Origin of the sequence: Levilactobacillus parabrevis ATCC 53295, assembly GCF_001434055.1 — a bacterium.
Classification (GTDB): Bacteria; Bacillota; Bacilli; order Lactobacillales; family Lactobacillaceae; genus Levilactobacillus; species Levilactobacillus parabrevis.
In genome coordinates this window covers 60895-77829 of the sequence record NZ_AZCZ01000008.1, presented here as the reverse complement: position 1 = coordinate 77829, position 16935 = coordinate 60895, and the positions used below count along the sequence as shown (strand labels likewise).

Below are 16935 nucleotides of genomic sequence, written 5' to 3'. Positions count from 1 at the left end.
TTGTACACTTTTTATTCTAGGCCCAGATTGCGCATCTGACAGTAGTGAAAGATGATGCTTGCTTTGCGATTGAACACCCCAAGAATGGCACGCCAGAAATCAAATTGGGCGCACAGGCCATGTTGATTCTCGCATTGTGCAAGTATCAAGAGGTCGCTAAGGATTCGCAGTTTGAAACGGTTGCCCGTCAAGCTTTTCGTGGAGTCGTTGCTTTCCGCCAGCCAACGGGTCGTTTCAATCACGTCTTGAACCCCGATTTGACGGTTAAGGATAGTTTTCGGATTATCTATTACGAAGGAGAAATTGCCTTCGCTCTGATTCGGTTGTTCGAATTAACTGGTGATGCCGACATTGGTCAACAGGCACAACAGACGCTGAACTTTATGGTTGAAAATGATTTCGGCAAGTACCATGATCATTGGATTGCTTACGCGACAAATGAGGCGGTACATGCTTTCCCTGCCAACCGAGATTACATGGCGATGGGGTTGAAAAATGCCTTCAGTAACTTAGGCTTCATTGAGGCCCAGGTTAGCCCACACCCGACCCGGCTGGAGTTATTGAATGCTACGGTGCGGCTGATCGATGTTATTCGGCGGACGGATAACGAAGACTTACTGGAAAAGTATGACGTGCAGCATCTACGGGAAGTCTGGCAACGGCGAGCCGAGCATGAATTAGTAACCGGGGCCTTTGAGCCTGAAGTGGCGATGTTCTTCTATCGCCCAAGTAAGTTTTACGGGGGCTTCTTCACGCGTAACGACCATTTTCGGACCCGTATCGATGATTGTGAGCATTTCCTATCAGGTTTGATTAACTACGACAACTACAAATATTAGGAGGCGACGGCCAATGATTATCTTAGCGAATATTTTTGCCTACAAGAAAGTTCAAATGTTTATCAGAATGTCTATTTACATTGTATTGGGGATCGTAGTCTTGGTCGTGCGCCATCATAATAAAAAGAAGACTCGCAAGCGCATGGATGAGAAGACAGAATACATGATGAAACATACTAAAAAGGATGCGAATGGCAAGTATCCGTGGGAAATTTAACGGTGAATTCGAATTGGGGGTAGTAGGATGAATTACTTTGTGGGGGCGTATTTGAATGCCAAGTTGACTGGTATCGAGAAGGCCCAAGTCAACCGAATCAAGTTATTTGCAGATGCAGGTTGGCCTGCACGCTGCATCTACACGAAATACAATCCTAAAATCCATGCCAACGCGGCCAAGTTCGGTTTAGAGGGTCAGTGCTTCACGCTCTATGACTACTTTCAGGAGGCAACTGACGATCAACTAGCTCCGGCTAAAGACTGGGTGGATTACTGGGAAACGACTTGTCACTTTCGCTTAGAGTTCGTGGATATCGCGCCAGATATTCGGATTTTTGATGAGCAAGATCGTTATGTGGCATACGTGCACTTCAACGATAAGGAGTATCAGCGCCCAGACTACGTAAATTACTTCGATAGTGATCACCAGAAGATCAAACGGGACCTCTATGATTCACGTGGCTTTCTGAGCCAGACTAAGTTCTTAAAGGAGCAACAGCGGGTTCAGGCCGAGATCTTTTACAATCGTGAGGGTCAGGTCAAAATTGAACGGACCTATCGTGAGATTGATGGGAAGACGGTGCTGAAGCGGATTATTCTGAAGGATTTTCAACAACGTGATTGGTTCTTCGATACCGAGGAGGAGTTCCAGACCTTTTTCTTCAACACGCTATATGAAGATGGCGATGCTTATTTCTGCGATAAGAATGGGTATATTGGGCAGGCGATGGCGAACACCGCCGCTAATGTTAAGGTGTGTGCGGTCTTCCATAGTACGCACGCCCGTGAACAAACCGACGTCGTGGGGTCCAAACTGAAGAGTTCCTACCGGGTGCCGTTATCGCAACCGGAGAAATTTGACCGATTCGTGGTCTCAACAGCCCTTCAGAAGCAGGATCTATTGGCCAGATTTGATCAATTACCACCGATCGACGTCATTCCAGTGGGGTACATCCAAGCGAATAAAGTTAGCCTACGAAAAAAGCAGCCACATCGAATTATTGGGGTTGCGCGATTCTCACCGGAAAAGCAGGTGCTTCACCAGATTAAAGTGGTCGAACGGTTAGTCGATGAATTTCCTGATGTCGAACTTCACCTGTTTGGTTTTGGCGGGCAGGCCGATGAGCAACAATTGCGCGATTACGTGGCCGACCATGACTTAGCGAAACACGTTTTCTTCCGGGGATTTGTAACGGATCTTTCCGCTGAATACGCTCAGGCCTCACTGGAAATGGTGACGAGTAATGAAGAAGGATTCTCATTGGCGACCCTGGAAGCGTTGAGTTTTGGGGTACCCGTCATTAGTTATGACATTCGTTATGGACCAACCGAAATGATTGAGGATGGCGTTAACGGTAACCTAGTCGAACGCGATAACGTGGATATTCTTTATTGGAAGGTTCGCTCGTATTTGCGCGATGCAAAGTTACAGAAGACCTATATGAAGAACAGCCTGCGACTCGCTAAACGTTACACAGCGGCGGCAACCACGGAGAAGTGGCGAGCATTGTTGACTAGTTTGCAGGATCAACATTAGTTGCCGGCCACAGGGACGGTGACCTTTGTTGTGGTCACAATAAGTTGGGGGGATTTAAATGGCTACCGTGATTCAAGGTGTCACGTTTTTTCAAGACCAACTGACCTATCAAGCCACGCATAAACGGCGGTTGGTCCCGTTTACGCCGGCAGTGGCAACGCTGCTCCGTGAGCACCAGATTTTTACTTTTCTCAATGGTCAGCATGTGCGCTATTCGCCAGGAACGGTGCTGACGGTCAGTCGAAATATTTCACTCGAACCTTATACGACGTTTCCCGTTGGTGATCGGCTCTATCCCATGGGCGCGTTCAGTTACTCACGAAGCGTGTTACCAGTAAATACGATTGTGGGACGGTATACGTCGATTGCCACGGGGGTCAGTCGGATGGGGGCCAACCATCCGCTTCATCGGTTTACGACATCCAGTGTGACCTATGAGCAGCATAGTATGGCCCTCAATGCATATCTCACAACGCATCCGACTGCCTTTGAAGTTGCGGGTGAGATGCCGCCGGTTGATCTGCCCGTGATTATTGGTAATGATGTTTGGATCGGACAAGATGTGACGTTCGCTTCGTCGGGAATTACGATTAACGATGGGGCCGTGGTCGCGGCCAATGCCGTGGTCACCAAGGATGTACCGCCGTATGCTGTCGTCGCTGGTAATCCGGCGCGCATCGTCAAGTATCGTTTTGACCCCGCCACGATTCAGCGGCTTTTGGCGCTACGGTGGTGGCAGTATGATTTTGGCCAATTTACAACGGTTAAATCAGACGATGAGATTAACGTTTTTATTGATAAGGTTGCGGCGCTACAGGCTGCGGGGCAGTTACAGCCATTCCAGCCGTCGGTCGTGACGTTAGCTAATTTTGAAAAATAGTCTACCAATGGGCATGTAAACGATGGGCAGAGCCAGCCACGAAGAATTTCTCTCGAGAAATGCGGTTCTCCTGAGGATAATGCATGCGGCAACTCGTGGACTGGCGGGCGTTTGCGGATAGTAAAAGGGCTTCATCGCTGATTAGAAGCGGTGAAGCCCTTTGGCGTTTAGAGTGCTAAAACTTTCTTACCATAGAAGAGGTTGGTGCCTAACTGATCGGCGATGGCCTTAATCTCGTTGGCAGTAACACCAGCGGGAATCATGGTCATGCCCACGGAATCCGTCAACCGCTTAGTCATCGTCCAGTCCTCCAAGCGTTCCTCATTAGCGAAGCCGGTGCTCAGAATGTGTTCGAAGCCTTGGTCGGCTAACCAATCCACGGCAGCGCCACGGTCTTGCGGGCGAATCTGATCGAACGCCGTGCTAAAGGTCATGGTCATCCCACCAGCAGCTGCAATCAGGGGACGCAATGCCTCTTGATCGAGGTGGTGTTGAAGATCGAGGGCACCAAAGATGGCCCCATCCACACCGAGTTGCTGTGCTTCGAGCAGGTCGGCCTCCATCATCTTTAATTCGACGTCATCGTAAGGGCTGTGACCACCGCGAGGGGCAATCACAACATCTAGGGTGACTTGGTGTTCATGAGCGTAACGAACGGCTTCGCCCATGACCCCCTTACTAATGGTGGTGCCGCCAACTGCTAAGTTATCGGCTAAGGCGACGCGTTTGGCACCAGCCTCGACAGCAGCGGGGAGTTGCGGATAATTCTCTAGTAACGGTTCAACTAACAGCAAAATCGTCAATCCTTTCTCAAGTTAGAAATTCGTCAATGGCACTAACGGTATGGTACAATGAACGCACTCAATTAACGGGAGTGAAGTTATTGAAATCAGATACGCATAAGACACGTTCCTGGTTCTGGAACTGGGTCGTAAATAATCGTTTAGTTTCGATACTAACAATTACGCTTCTTATTTTACTCATTTTACTAGTGTTAAGTAAAGTCCCATGGCTCGCCACGCCGTTTGTTTTGGTCTGGCAGATTGCCGGTTTACCCATTATCATTGCCGGGGTGGGCTATTATTTACTAAATCCACTGGTTGACTGGTTAGAAAAGCACCGTGTCGGACGGCTTTGGTCGATTCTGGGGCTTTTCATCATTATTGCGCTACTGTTGGTCTGGGGAATCGGTAGTCTGATTCCAATGGTCCAACGGCAATTGACGACCCTGATCGCCGAGTGGCCTCACTATTGGCGGGATGCCACCGGAATGGTCTCGACATGGCTCCAAGATGACCGTCTGAGTGGTCTGAAGGCACAACTGGATCAATTCAACCAACAACTGTCCGACAGCTCTTCCGCAGCCGTTTCTGGCCTCGCACAGAGCACGGTCAGCTCGGTCGGTGGCATCGTCAGTCGGGTTGTCTCGATTGCGGTGGGGGTGATCACCGCGCCATTCGTTCTGTTTTATCTCCTGCGAGATGGCCATCAACTACCAGATCACCTGGCTAAAATTTTACCGATCAAGCATCGGCAATCGGCCAAACATTTATTAGTTGAAATGAATCGCCAAGTCAGTAACTATGTGCGGGGACAATTGATCGTGGCTTTTATCGTTGCGATGTTGTTCTACGTTGGTTTTCTGATTATTGGCTTGCGCTTCGCCTTACTGCTGGGAATCCTCGCGGGGGTCCTGAACTTGGTCCCTTACCTGGGATCCTTCCTGGCCATGGTGCCAGCCGTAGTGGTTGCTGCCTTTGTTTCCCCGTGGATGTTGGTGAAGGTCCTGATTGTCTTCATCGTTGAACAGACATTGGAAGGCCGATTCATTTCCCCCCTTGTCCTGGGGAGCTCACTCAAGATTCATCCATTAACGATTATTTTTATTTTACTGATTTCCGGGAAGGCTTTTGGCGTCCTCGGTGTGATCCTAGGAATTCCTGGATACGCCGTGATTCGCGTCATCGCAACCGAAAGCTTCCAGTGGTACCGCCAATTTGTAGGCGGCTACGATGAAGCAGAGGAAGCGCCAGCACCCGTGACTGAACAAGGAGAAACGACACCTGATGAAAAAGATTGATGAAGCGGCCGCGTTCCTAACGACCCATGTAAACTTATTTCGCTGTCCCGTATGCTTGGCCCCATACGATCACGTTGACGGCCATAGCCTGGTCTGTCCACACGGCCACAACGTTGACCTCTCGAAGAAGGGAACCCTGTATTTCATGCAGCGGGCCGTCGAGAGTGAATATGACAATGACATGTTAGCCGCTCGACGCCGCATGCTACAAGCAGGTCTCTTTTCCGGGATCACTGAAGAGTTTGCTGCGCAAATGCCGGCCAGTCCCCAAACAATTTTAGATGTCGGGTGTGGCGAAGGAACGCCGTTGGTGGATGTTTTACAGCGTCGCGATAACCGCGATACAGCGATTGGTTTCGACCTATCCAAGCCCGGTATAAATTTAGCCACACAGCTTGGTGGGCCCGCTTTCTTCTGCGTGGCCGACCTGGCCCAGATGCCGTTTAGCGATGGGGCCTTTACCACGGTACTGGACCTGTTTTCACCATCGGCTTACAAGGAATTCAATCGGGTGATTGCGCCGGGTGGTCGTTTATTAAAGGTGATTCCGAATGCGGATTATCTGATTGAGTTGCGCCAGGCTATTTTCCCCGCAGGCAGTGCCCACGCAACCTACGATAACGGAAATGTCTTGGGCCTATTCAAGCAACATTATCCGGAAGCAACCGCGCAACGGATTCGTTATCAGGTCCCAGTTCCGGCCGAGCTATTTGCCGATCTCATGCTGATGACCCCGATGCACTGGGGTGCTGACGAGACCCAATTGGCGCAGGTCAAGGCCAACCCGTTCGCACACATCACGGTCGATGTGACCTTGTTAAGTACGCAAGTGAATTAGGTGAAACGTTAAAGAATCTTACGCAAAAGGCTTGCGAACCTGACAGAGCGGTGTTATATTTACCAATGAGAAATCGTTTGGCGGTCGATATCAGTGTAAGCTGTTAGCGACTGACAAGTAGCACTTCACTAAAGCAGCCCCTCGCCGTGCCCACACCGAGGAACTGCTTTTTTTCTGCGCTACGGTTGGGTTAAAAATATCGCCTGCGCTTGCCAGAATTCTGCTCGCTGTGGAGGCTGTCTGCAGCCATGGAGCGGGCTTCCGACTTGCCTTGAAGCCACACAAGATCGTGTGGCTTCAAGGTCATCCCATGGTGTAAGTTCGAGATGAAGCAGGCACCCGGACTTACACCATCGTCACGGCTGGCTCCAGCGATAACGATGCTAAATTTGGACCCTTGTCAAAAGCCTACCAGAATGGCTATAATGATGGAACAGAACGAATGTTTGATAGACAGAACGGAGAGAGAGTATGACTAACCATATTGCCTTATTTGAACCACTTTTTCCCGCTAACACGGGAAATATTGCCCGGACGTGTGCGGGGACTGATACCATTTTAGATTTGATCAAGCCCTTGGGATTCTCAGTAGACGATGCCCATTTGAAGCGAGCGGGTCTGGATTACTGGGATAAAGTAGACGTGCGGTACCATGAAAACTTACCAGAATTCTTGGAGTCGATTCCCGATCCAACCCAACTTTACTTAGTGTCAAAATTTGCGGATCAGGACTATACCGAACCCGATTACAGTCTGAACGATAATGATCATTATTTCTTATTCGGTAAGGAGACCACGGGATTACCAGAACCCTTCATGCGGAAGAACGCCGAGAAATGTATTCGGATTCCACAGGACGACACCCACATTCGGGCGTTAAACTTATCTAATTCAGCGGCAATCGTGATTTACGAAGTCTTGCGGCAACAGCAATTTCCAAAGTTGGAACGGGTGCACAAGTATCCACATGACAAGCTGAAATAATCTTAAAAAACGAAAGGGGGCCGCTTCTTGGCTACGAAACGAAAGACGTCACGGCGTCGGCCAACTAAACGTAAGCCGACTAAGCGGCGGACAACGAAAAAGCAGCCTTTTCCATACACAAGCAACGTGATTGGTCTGGTGTTACTAGCATTAGCGGCACTAGGGCTCTTTAACTTGGGCTTGTTGGGAACGCTGTGGGCCAACCTAATTCGTCTGTTCATTGGGGATACTTATCAGTTCGGGTTGGTTCTGATTGGAGCGCTTGGTGCGGCGTTGGCCATTACCGGTGTCCTGCCGCAGTTAAAGGGCCATTATTGGATTGGCGGTGGGTTGGTCTACGGTGGTTGGCTGCTTTGGATTACCGCCAATCACTTCATTGAGGTTGATCAACACAGCCAATTTTTTGCGACCACCTGGCAGGCCGGTCTTGCCGATCTGTGGAGTGGCGGGTTGACCTCACAGCTCGGTGGTGGTGCCATCGGGGCATTTGAACTGAGCATCGTGGCTTGGTTGATCGCTCTGGTGGGGGCCCAGGTTGCCTCCTGGCTGATTATGGTCGGCGGGGTCATCGTCTTCTTTCAGATTCCCTTCGCCGATATTCAACGCTGGTTTCAGACAATTTGGCAGACGCTGCACCACGGTGTTCAAGCCAGTAGTGATGCCTTGAAACGGGGCAACGAAAAGGTACAGCAACGGCGTGAAAAGCGGACAGCGGCCAAACCGGCCAAGCCAGCCATCACGACGCCAACGGATCCGGATGCCAAGGATTTGCCGACGCCCCATGCGGCGGCAAAATCAGCCGCACCGGAACCCAGCTATCACATTACGGTGGCTAATGAGCAGCCTAAGGCGCCGGCCAGTGCGGCACCAGCGGATGCAGGTGACGCCGACGACACGGAGGCTAGCCTAGTCAACAGTACGCCGGTCGATCCGAACTACCAGTTACCAACGGCCGACCTGTTAAAACAGGTTCCGCCAACTGACCAGACGGATGAGGTCAACGCTATTGATGCCAATACCAAGATCCTGAAGCAGACGCTAGATAGTTTTGGCGTGGATGCTGAGGTGAAGAACGTCAGCTTAGGACCCTCTGTGACTGAGTATGAATTGCACCCAGCCATTGGGGTCAAGGTCTCACGCATTGTGAATTTGGCGGATGACCTCGCGTTGGCTTTGGCGGCTAAAGGAATTCGGATCCAAGCGCCGATTCCCGGGAAGTCTTTGATTGGGATCGAAGTGCCCAATAAGGAAGTTTCGACTGTGGCCTTTAGAGACGTGGTCGAAGCTCAGCCACCACATCCGAATAAGCCGTTACAGGTACCACTGGGTCGTAACGTTACTGGCCAGGTTGTCAGCATGGACCTCACCAAGATGCCCCATCTTCTGATTGCCGGAGCGACTGGGAGTGGGAAGTCGGTGGCTATCAATGACATCATTACCAGTATTTTAATGAATGCACGGCCGGATCAAGTCAAGCTGATGCTGATTGATCCAAAGAAGGTTGAGCTCAGCGTGTACAATGGGATTCCGCACCTGCTGACACCGGTGGTTTCCGAACCGAAGAAAGCAGCGCGGGCGTTGCATAAGGTTGTGGCCGAAATGGAACGACGCTACGAACTCTTTTCACAGTTTGGACAGCGAAAGATCTCAACCTACAATGCCTTTGTCCAGAAGGCGAACGCCGAGGATGATCAGGCGCGACCAACCTTGCCATACATTGTGGTCGTCGTCGATGAACTGGCTGACTTGATGATGACCGTTTCCAATGAAGTGGAAGACGCCATCATTCGGCTGGCACAAATGGGTCGGGCTGCTGGGGTCCACATGATTCTGGCGACGCAACGGCCTTCAGTTGACGTCATTACCGGCCTAATCAAGGCCAACGTGCCATCGCGGATTGCCTTTGCCGTGTCCAGCGGAATTGATTCGCGGACGATCCTCGATACCAACGGGGCAGAAAAGCTGCTCGGTCGGGGGGACATGCTCTATCAACCGGTCGACGCCAACTCGCCAGTCCGGGTCCAAGGGGCCTTTATCCCTGATGAGGACGTGACGAACGTGGTTGATTTCATCAAGCAGCAACAGACTGCGGATTACGATGAAGACATGATGGTCACGGATGAGGAAATTCAACAGGAAGAGGCCGGTGACAGCGACGATGAGCTCTTCGATGATGCGTTAAAATTCGTTGTCGATCAGCAGAAGGCCAGCACGTCGCTCCTGCAACGGCGATTCCGTATCGGCTATAACCGGGCGGCCCGGATCATGGATGATCTGGAACAGCGTGGCTACATTGGTCCGCAGGAGGGCAGCAAGCCCCGTCAGGTTTACAAGCAACCCGACAGTTCGGCCGACCAGCCGGATTCATCTGAATAGTCTTGTGACTTAACCAAATAACTTTACCAAGTCTCCTCGTAGCCGTCGCAATCGTTGGCCGGCATTGTTAATGGGCGTATCCTATTAACTAAATGGGGGAGGCTTTTTCTATGGACTGGGGAACGAGGAGTAACTGGGTCGAAGACATCGGTGAACGACTCTCCACGGTTGTGGCAGTCTTCTTGCCGGATGGCCAGACAAAGAAAAAGGAACGAACGACGCGGCAGTGCATCAATCAGAATATTCAACGACTGACGAAAAGTCTTGTGAACAACTCACAGCGCGACATGCAGTGGCAGACGGACTTTCGCAGTTTGCAGGCACTACTCCGACTGTACGCATCATCGGTGCCAGGTGACTTAGCCGTCGTAGTCGATAAGATTGCTGGTGAACTCTTAACCGCTATCGAAAAGCCGGTGCCTAACCGACAAGCTATCGCACAGCAGTTGGGGGCGTTGGTCGATTGTCAGTAGAAGCGGTAAAACTCTCAAAAAATAAAGGCGTTGGCTAAACGTGTCTGAGTGATCGGCAGGTGTAGTTAGCACTTTTTTTAATTAGTGGGAAACAAATTAGTTATGATCTGAGAAAACTGGAGAGGTTTTAGGAGCTTGCGAGAAAAAGCTGCTAGTGCCGAGGAGCAAATTTAGTTAATTCACTTAGTTAACATAATCACAAGCAGAAATAACTGGCTTTTCGGTTAAATCTGACGGGCTGTGACGCCCTGTCAGTTCAACCACAGATTGTGGATATTATGCAAAAATAAAAAGGCATCCTGTCACAGTATTTTAACTGTGCAGGATGCCTCGTAGCATTAACTAGTTCATGAATGCGGTAATGGCACCGAAAACAAGTGACCCAATCGTTGCGATGATCATGATCCAAACAAAAACGTTGAGAATCTTTTGGAATGTTGATTTCTTTTTCTTTTCCATACGTGAATAGCCACCTCTTTACGTCCCATTTTACTCAACTAGTTTACCGTGGCGCCGCTCGAAATGCAACAGCTATAGCCAACTTGTCAAGGAGTTGTTACAATTCCGAATTGCATGTAGTCGCCGAAATCTCTATAATATAACGAAGACTAGCAGTGGGGGGAAGTAAAATGAAGTTTTGGACATCGCCGGGTGGCCAACTCGCAATTCTGGCGATTGGGTTCTTGTTAATTCGGGGTGCAAAGACCTTGTTGCGGAAGCGCTGGCCGAAGGGGCTCAGTACCTGGGACCTTATGGCGCCGCTCTTTTTGTTGGGGGCGCTGAACCTGATTCCGGCCGGTTCGGGACTGATTATGCCCTGGCTGGTTATCGGCTGGATGGCTGTGGGCATTATCGTTGCGGTCATGCAGGCCGTGCGGAACCACGAAATCCTATACAGTAGCTTTTTTAAGACTTTCTGGCGCTTAACTGACCTGTATTGGTTGCTGGGATTCATTGTATGCTTTTTACTTGTAATTAGTTAGCTAATGCATAAATATTAATAATTTTGATTATGGAACCAGTTTTTTGGTGAAATATGAAGGGCTTTCAGCCGCGGTGAACAGATGTTCGCCGCGGCTTTTTTAAGCTTTGTGGGGAAATTTATAAAAATTCGGAAACGTTGTGGTAGAAAGTGGGGGCATGTGGTAAACTTGACAATAGTTACAAATAGGGGGTAATGGCCATGTTCATGGGCGAATTTGAACATTCAATCGATACCAAGGGCCGGCTCATTATTCCCGCAAAATTTCGGGAGCAGCTTGGCGAACAATTTGTAGTGACCCGGGGCATGGATGGTTGTTTATTCGGCTATCCAATGTCTGAGTGGGCAGCGCTGCAGGAAAAATTGAAAGCCTTGCCAGTAAATCGTAAGGACGCTCGGGCCTTTGTCCGCTTCTTCTACTCCGCTGCGACGGAGTGCGAGCTGGATAAACAGGGGCGAATCAACTTACCGAAGTCCTTACAGGACCACGCTGCGTTGTCTAAACAATGCGTCATCGTTGGCGTGGCTAATCGCTTTGAAATTTGGAGTCAAGAACGGTGGGACAAGTTCTCCACCGCCGCCGAAGAAGATTTCGACGATATCGCCGAAAATTTAATCGACTTCGGGATGTAGCTCAGGAAGGGAGAGTGTTCATGGAAGACTTTCATCATGTAACGGTTTTGTTAAATGAAGCAGTGGCGGGGTTAGCCATCAAGCCAACGGGCACCTACGTTGACTGCACTCTCGGTGGAGGCGGACATAGCCAACACATTCTGGATCAGTTAACAACGGGCCATCTCTATGCATTTGACCAGGATCAGACAGCCATTACTTACAATCAAGAACATTTAAAAAAGTACGTTGAAGCTGGGAAGTTGACTTTTATCAAGAACAACTTCCGTCAGATTAAAGAGGAACTGAACGCCCGGAACATTACCGAGGTCGATGGGATTCTTTACGACCTCGGTGTTTCTTCACCGCAATTTGATGAAGCCGACCGTGGGTTCAGCTACCAACACGATGCGCCACTGGATATGCGGATGGATCAGAGTGCCAAGCTGACCGCGTGGATCGTGGTCAACGAGTGGGAATTCAACGACTTGATGCGGATCTTCCATCGTTACGGTGAAGAGAAGTTCGCTAAGCCAATTGCCAGAGCTATCGAGCGTCACCGGGCCACCGCACCTATCGATACGACGGGTCAGTTGGTTGAAATCATCAAGGAAGGGATTCCCGCTGCCGCTCGTCGGCACGGCGGTCATCCCGCTAAAAAGGTCTTTCAGGCGATTCGAATTGCCGTTAACGATGAGTTAGGGGCCCTTGAGGACTCCCTGGAACAGGCGATTGGCCTGCTGGCTCTGAACGGCCGGGTCAGCGTCATTACCTTCCAGTCGTTGGAAGACCGACTTGTTAAAACCATGTTTCGTGAAAACTCTTCATTACCAGAACTCCCCCACGGTATTCCGGTGATTCCTGATAATTTGCAGCCCAACTATAAGCTGGTTAACCGCAAACCAATCACGCCTTCCGAGGAAGAGTTGGCCGCGAACCACCGCGCACATAGCGCCAAATTACGAATTTTAGAAAAAGTTAAATAGTAAACCAATCACTAAATATTGACATAGGATGATGATCAATTATGGCGCAAAATAATTTAGCTGAAGCGGTTCCCCTAACACCGGAACCCCAACAACGCCCAAACATAGAGCAGCCGCAACGCCAGGCGCAACCTCAGGTTCAGCCTCAAGGCAACCCTAACAGCCAAAAGTTACCGGTTTCGAAATTTGAAAAATGTTTGATGACCGTGTGCGGCCTTGTTTTAGCCGTGCTCATGGTCTGTGTCGTTTCTGCCAAGATCTCAATGAGCAACGCCCAGCATGAACTGCAAAGCGTCAACAATGCTGTGACGACCTATACCAATCGCAACACCAACAAGCAACAACAAATAAATGAGTTGCAGAGTCGGAGCCGACTTGATAAAATTGCCAAAAAGCAAGGTCTATCTCTCCAAAATGACCGCATAAGGAATGTAAACAAATAATGAAAGATCCAAATAAGCGACAAATGATGAATAAGCAACCCCGCAGGAACCGGAAGTACGTTGGCCAGTTTCTGTTTTTCCTTTTCATTGCTGTTTTTATACTCATCGTTGGTCGCTTTTCGTATATCTCCATTGGCAAGAAGGTTCAGAACGTTAACCTGAGTGCTTCCGCGCAGAAGCTCTATACGGCCAACGAGACCCTCAAGGCCAAACGGGGAACCATTTACGATGCCAACGGGCAGGCGATTGCCGAAGATACCAGCGTGTACTCACTTTACGTGGTGCTGGATAAGCGGCAGAAGAGTGTGGACGGGCAGAAATTGTATGCCACTAATAAAGAAAAGATTGCGACCGTTCTGGCAAAGAATCTGCCAATCAGCCGCGACAAGGCGTTAAAAATCCTGAATCCCAGCTCCGGGAACCCTTTCCAGGTGGAATTTGGAACGGCGGGTCAGAATATTTCACTGACCACCAAGCAGAAGATTCAAAAGGAACATCTGAGTGGGGTCAACTTCATTCAGCAGGAATCTCGCCTCTATCCCAATGGAACGTTTGCCTCTCATCTGGTGGGCCTAGCTCAGGCCAAGACCAATGATAAGGGTCAGACGACACTGACGGGGTCAATGGGCATCGAACAAGCCTTCAACAGGCAATTGACCGGGACGAATGGGTCACAGAAAATCAAGAAGGATATGTACGGTTACCAGCTCCCTGGAACTAAGCAAAAATCCAAGAAGGCTAAGAACGGGGACAACGTGTATACGACACTGGATACCCGGTTGCAGACGCTATTAGAAACTGAAATGAGTAGCGTTCAGAACCAGATCAAGGCCAACTCGATGAATGCCGTGTTGATGAATGCTAAGACCGGAGCCATCCTCGCCGCCACGCAACGGCCGACGTTTAATGCCAGCACGAAACAGGGACTAGGCGACATCTGGCGGGACACACTGGTTCAGGATGCTTACGAACCTGGATCAACGATGAAGGTCTTTACGCTGGCTTCCTCTATTGATAGCGGCAATTACAATGGGAATGCCACCTATCAATCTGGGAAATACGCTATTGGTAATCAGACCGTTCCTGACTGGAATACGGCTGGGTGGGGGACGATTACCTATGATAAGGGGTTTGCCCTCTCTAGTAACGTTGCGATGGCCCATCTGGAACAGCAAATGGGTGCCAAGACGTGGAAGAAGTACATCGATCGCTTCCGCTTCCTGAAGAGTACCAACTCTGGGTTACCCGGTGAAATGAGCGGGAGTATTGCCTTCCAGCGGCCGATTGAACAGGCTGATACCGCGTTTGGTCAAGGGATTCAGGTCACTGCCTTTCAGATGCTGCAGGGCTTAACTGCCGTCAGCAATGATGGGAAGATGATGAAGCCTTACGTGATCAGTAAGGTAACGGACCCCAATACCAACAAGACCGTCAAGAAGTATTCCCCGACCGTTGTGGGTAACCCCATTTCGGCCAAAACGGCAAAAACTGTTCGGAAACATATGGAAGATGTTGTCTATAAGAGTTATGGTATTGGGAGTGACTATAAGATGAGTGGGGAGCGGGTCGCCGTTAAGACCGGTACCGCTCAGGTCAGCAACGGGAAAGGGTACCTGTCAGGCGATGACAACTACCTCTATTCCGTAGCGGCTATGGTTCCTGCAAGTCATCCCAAGTACGTCATGTATATCACGATGAAACAACCGCAATTAGGGAGTAAGACCGCCACACAACTGCTGGCTTCTATCATGAAACCTGTCATGGCACGGGCCTTGCAAGAGGACACCGAGGCCAAGACGACTAAGGTCTCCAAGATGCCATTAGTTGCTGGTCGGACTGTAACGGTAGCGACGAATGCACTGACCAAGGCCGGTGCAACGGTCACCTTGCTCGGAAATGGGAATAAGGTCACGAAGCAATCCGTTTCGGCGGGAACCACGTTGTATAAGAATCAGCGGGTCTTCCTGAACACGGGAGGCACCGTGGCTTTACCGAGCTTGACGGGCTGGTCGAAGGGCGATGTGGTAAAATTAGCCCAGATTGAAGGATTAAAACTTAACGTTACCGGGGATGGTTACGTCACGAAGCAAAGTATCAAGGCGGGAACCACCGTCGCTTCCGGTGCGACGTTAACGGTGACTTTGAAACAAAATAAATAAGAATGAGGATTGAGAAAGAGAATGATGAATGTAGTAGTGCCCTTGTTGGGTGGATTTATAATTACCGTGGCGTTTATGCCATCACTGATTCGATACTTCCGAGCCCGGCATGAAGGGCAAATGATTCGTGAAGAGGGACCAACTTGGCACGAGAAAAAGTCCGGAACACCGACGATGGGGGGCTTGCTGTACATCATCGCGATTGTGGTGATGACGCTGGTTACCAGTTGGGCGTTAGCGCCACACCATGTGCTCTCCACCACCTGGATTTTACTCTTTATCTTGGTGCTCTATGGGGCGTTAGGTGCTTGGGACGATAGCATTAAATTGTTCCATCGCCAGAACGAAGGCCTTAAGGCGTGGCAAAAATTACTTGGCCAGATTGTGGGCGCACTGATCCTGTTCTGGGTCTACACCCACGAACAGTTGCCGATGGCTTTGCACGTACCGGGCTTGGGCGACTGGCATATGAGTGGCTGGTACGCCGTTTTCATTATTATTTGGTTGGTTGGGTTCTCTAACGCTGTGAACTTAACGGATGGGTTAGACGGCTTGGTCAGTGGGTTGGCTAGTATCGCCTTTACGGCCTACGGTATCGTGGCTTACCAACAACACCAAATTAACATTGCTATCTTTTGTTTTGCCGTAGTCGGCAGTCTTCTCGGTTTTCTCATCTTTAATCACAAGCCAGCCAAGATCTTTATGGGTGATACCGGTTCGTTAGCCCTTGGTGGGGCTTTAGCAGCAGTTTCAATTCTGTTGCATCACGAACTGTCCCTGCTGTGGATCGGTTTGATTTTTGTGATTGAGACGGCGAGTGTTATGTTGCAAGTTGCCTCATTCAAGTTGACGGGCAAGCGAATTTTCCTGATGAGTCCGATTCACCACCACTTCGAAATGAAGGGTTGGAGTGAATGGAAGATCGACCTGACTTTCTGGGGAATTGGCTTGGTTACCGCGTTGACGGGTGTCTGGGCCATCTTAGCCAACTAACGACTGGACGACTAATGGGCTAGCTTGCTCGTTAGGGCCAAGCTAGCCTTTTTTCGTCCACTGCCGGTTTGGCTGAGGCAAGATAAGTGGGGCCCACGCCGTACACTATTCGTTGACTTTGCTCAACAATGGTGTTGGTGGTGACAGTATGTGCTATATTGGCTTGCTACAGCTACTTAGTGGGGATGGTGGTCCAGTTAACCATGAATTTACCGGAACGGGCTCAGCGGCTTTTTAGGAGATCCTCACAGGGAATTAACTGCTAACCATCGGTAATTTGCCAGCATTGCCCTAAAAATCACTGAATATCGAAGATTTCTTGTAGATTTTGGCAGATTTAGTGAGATAAGTCAGCGAACCTGATAAACTAGAGATAGTGCCAAATTTGGGGTACTCATCTTTTATAGGTGTCTCGATGAGATTGTTGGCTAGTAAAGTCAGTCATTGTCTCCTGGTAAAATGCTCTGAATGAAGGTTGCTAGGATTAATTTGGGCACAATTAGCTTAGCCGGAGGGGGCCAGAGGTGTAGCTAGCTG

At 49.8% G+C, this 16935-nt stretch carries 17 protein-coding genes; 15 read left to right on the top strand and 2 right to left on the bottom strand.

Annotated elements, in window-relative coordinates:
- The first annotated feature begins 44 nt into the window (after nt 1–44).
- The 4 genes from FD07_RS03525 to FD07_RS12750 are packed head-to-tail and all read left to right on the top strand — an operon-like array spanning nt 45 to nt 3472.
- Complete coding sequence (locus FD07_RS03525; RefSeq protein ID WP_020088832.1) at nt 45–839, top strand: hypothetical protein; 795 nt, start codon at nt 45–47, stop codon at nt 837–839.
- A 13-nt stretch (nt 840–852) separates the two neighbouring features.
- Entirely contained in the window at nt 853–1056 is a 204-nt protein-coding gene (locus FD07_RS03520; RefSeq protein WP_020088831.1) for a hypothetical protein, read from the top strand.
- Nucleotides 1057–1083: 27 nt separating this feature from the next.
- Nucleotides 1084–2592 carry a glycosyltransferase gene (locus tag FD07_RS03515; RefSeq protein ID WP_020088830.1) on the top strand — a complete coding sequence of 503 codons (1509 nt, stop codon included), beginning with the start codon at nt 1084–1086 and terminating at the stop codon, nt 2590–2592.
- A 58-nt stretch (nt 2593–2650) separates the two neighbouring features.
- Complete coding sequence (locus FD07_RS12750; RefSeq protein WP_020088829.1) at nt 2651–3472, top strand: CatB-related O-acetyltransferase; 822 nt, start codon at nt 2651–2653, stop codon at nt 3470–3472.
- A gap of 167 nt (nt 3473–3639) precedes the next feature.
- Here FD07_RS12750 and FD07_RS03505 read toward each other — a convergent pair whose 3' ends face one another.
- Nucleotides 3640–4266: a copper homeostasis protein CutC gene (locus FD07_RS03505; RefSeq protein ID WP_020088828.1), complete on the bottom strand. Its 627-nt coding sequence runs from the start codon at nt 4264–4266 to the stop codon at nt 3640–3642.
- 89 nt (nt 4267–4355) lie between these two features.
- Between FD07_RS03505 and FD07_RS03500 the strand changes: the two genes are divergently transcribed.
- From FD07_RS03500 to FD07_RS03480, 5 genes are all read left to right on the top strand, one after another.
- A complete protein-coding gene (locus tag FD07_RS03500) occupies nt 4356–5552 on the top strand; it encodes an AI-2E family transporter (protein WP_020088827.1) in 1197 nt (398 codons plus the stop codon).
- Nucleotides 5539–6390 (top strand): methyltransferase domain-containing protein, encoded by an 852-nt coding sequence (locus tag FD07_RS03495; RefSeq protein ID WP_020088826.1) that lies wholly within the window; start codon nt 5539–5541, stop codon nt 6388–6390. The genes FD07_RS03500 and FD07_RS03495 overlap by 14 nt, the downstream gene beginning before the upstream one ends.
- A 471-nt stretch (nt 6391–6861) precedes the next feature.
- Nucleotides 6862–7374 carry a tRNA (cytidine(34)-2'-O)-methyltransferase gene (locus FD07_RS03490; RefSeq protein WP_020088825.1) on the top strand — a complete coding sequence of 171 codons (513 nt, stop codon included), beginning with the start codon at nt 6862–6864 and terminating at the stop codon, nt 7372–7374.
- Nucleotides 7375–7401: 27 nt separating this feature from the next.
- Nucleotides 7402–9750, top strand: a complete 2349-nt coding sequence (locus tag FD07_RS03485) for an FtsK/SpoIIIE family DNA translocase (protein WP_020088824.1) — start codon at nt 7402–7404, stop codon at nt 9748–9750.
- Between the two features lie 110 nt (nt 9751–9860).
- The gene (locus FD07_RS03480) at nt 9861–10223 is read left to right on the top strand and encodes a hypothetical protein (RefSeq protein WP_020088823.1); all 363 of its coding nucleotides are present in this window, start codon (nt 9861–9863) and stop codon (nt 10221–10223) included.
- A gap of 342 nt (nt 10224–10565) precedes the next feature.
- On the opposite strand, the gene FD07_RS12100 is transcribed toward FD07_RS03480, so the two are convergent.
- Nucleotides 10566–10682 carry a DUF4044 domain-containing protein gene (locus FD07_RS12100; protein ID WP_020088822.1) on the bottom strand — a complete coding sequence of 39 codons (117 nt, stop codon included), beginning with the start codon at nt 10680–10682 and terminating at the stop codon, nt 10566–10568.
- 170 nt (nt 10683–10852) lie between these two features.
- Here FD07_RS12100 and FD07_RS03475 point away from each other — a divergent pair, with 170 nt between their 5' ends.
- The 6 genes from FD07_RS03475 to mraY all read left to right on the top strand — a co-directional run bounded on the left by FD07_RS03475 (nt 10853) and on the right by mraY (nt 16398).
- Entirely contained in the window at nt 10853–11206 is a 354-nt protein-coding gene (locus FD07_RS03475; protein WP_020088821.1) for a DUF3397 family protein, read from the top strand.
- 200 nt (nt 11207–11406) lie between these two features.
- Complete coding sequence (gene mraZ / locus FD07_RS03470; protein WP_020088820.1) at nt 11407–11838, top strand: division/cell wall cluster transcriptional repressor MraZ; 432 nt, start codon at nt 11407–11409, stop codon at nt 11836–11838.
- 20 nt (nt 11839–11858) lie between these two features.
- Nucleotides 11859–12803 (top strand): 16S rRNA (cytosine(1402)-N(4))-methyltransferase RsmH, encoded by a 945-nt coding sequence (rsmH, locus tag FD07_RS03465; protein ID WP_020088819.1) that lies wholly within the window; start codon nt 11859–11861, stop codon nt 12801–12803.
- Between the two features lie 41 nt (nt 12804–12844).
- Nucleotides 12845–13246: a cell division protein FtsL gene (gene ftsL / locus FD07_RS03460; protein WP_020088818.1), complete on the top strand. Its 402-nt coding sequence runs from the start codon at nt 12845–12847 to the stop codon at nt 13244–13246.
- Nucleotides 13246–15405, top strand: coding sequence for a penicillin-binding transpeptidase domain-containing protein (locus tag FD07_RS03455; protein WP_020088817.1), 2160 nt, complete (start codon nt 13246–13248; stop codon nt 15403–15405). The genes ftsL and FD07_RS03455 overlap by 1 nt, the downstream gene beginning before the upstream one ends.
- A 21-nt stretch (nt 15406–15426) precedes the next feature.
- On the top strand, nt 15427–16398 hold the full coding sequence (gene mraY, locus FD07_RS03450; RefSeq protein ID WP_033388650.1) for a phospho-N-acetylmuramoyl-pentapeptide-transferase: 972 nt from the start codon (nt 15427–15429) through the stop codon (nt 16396–16398).
- Nucleotides 16399–16935 lie beyond the last annotated feature (537 nt).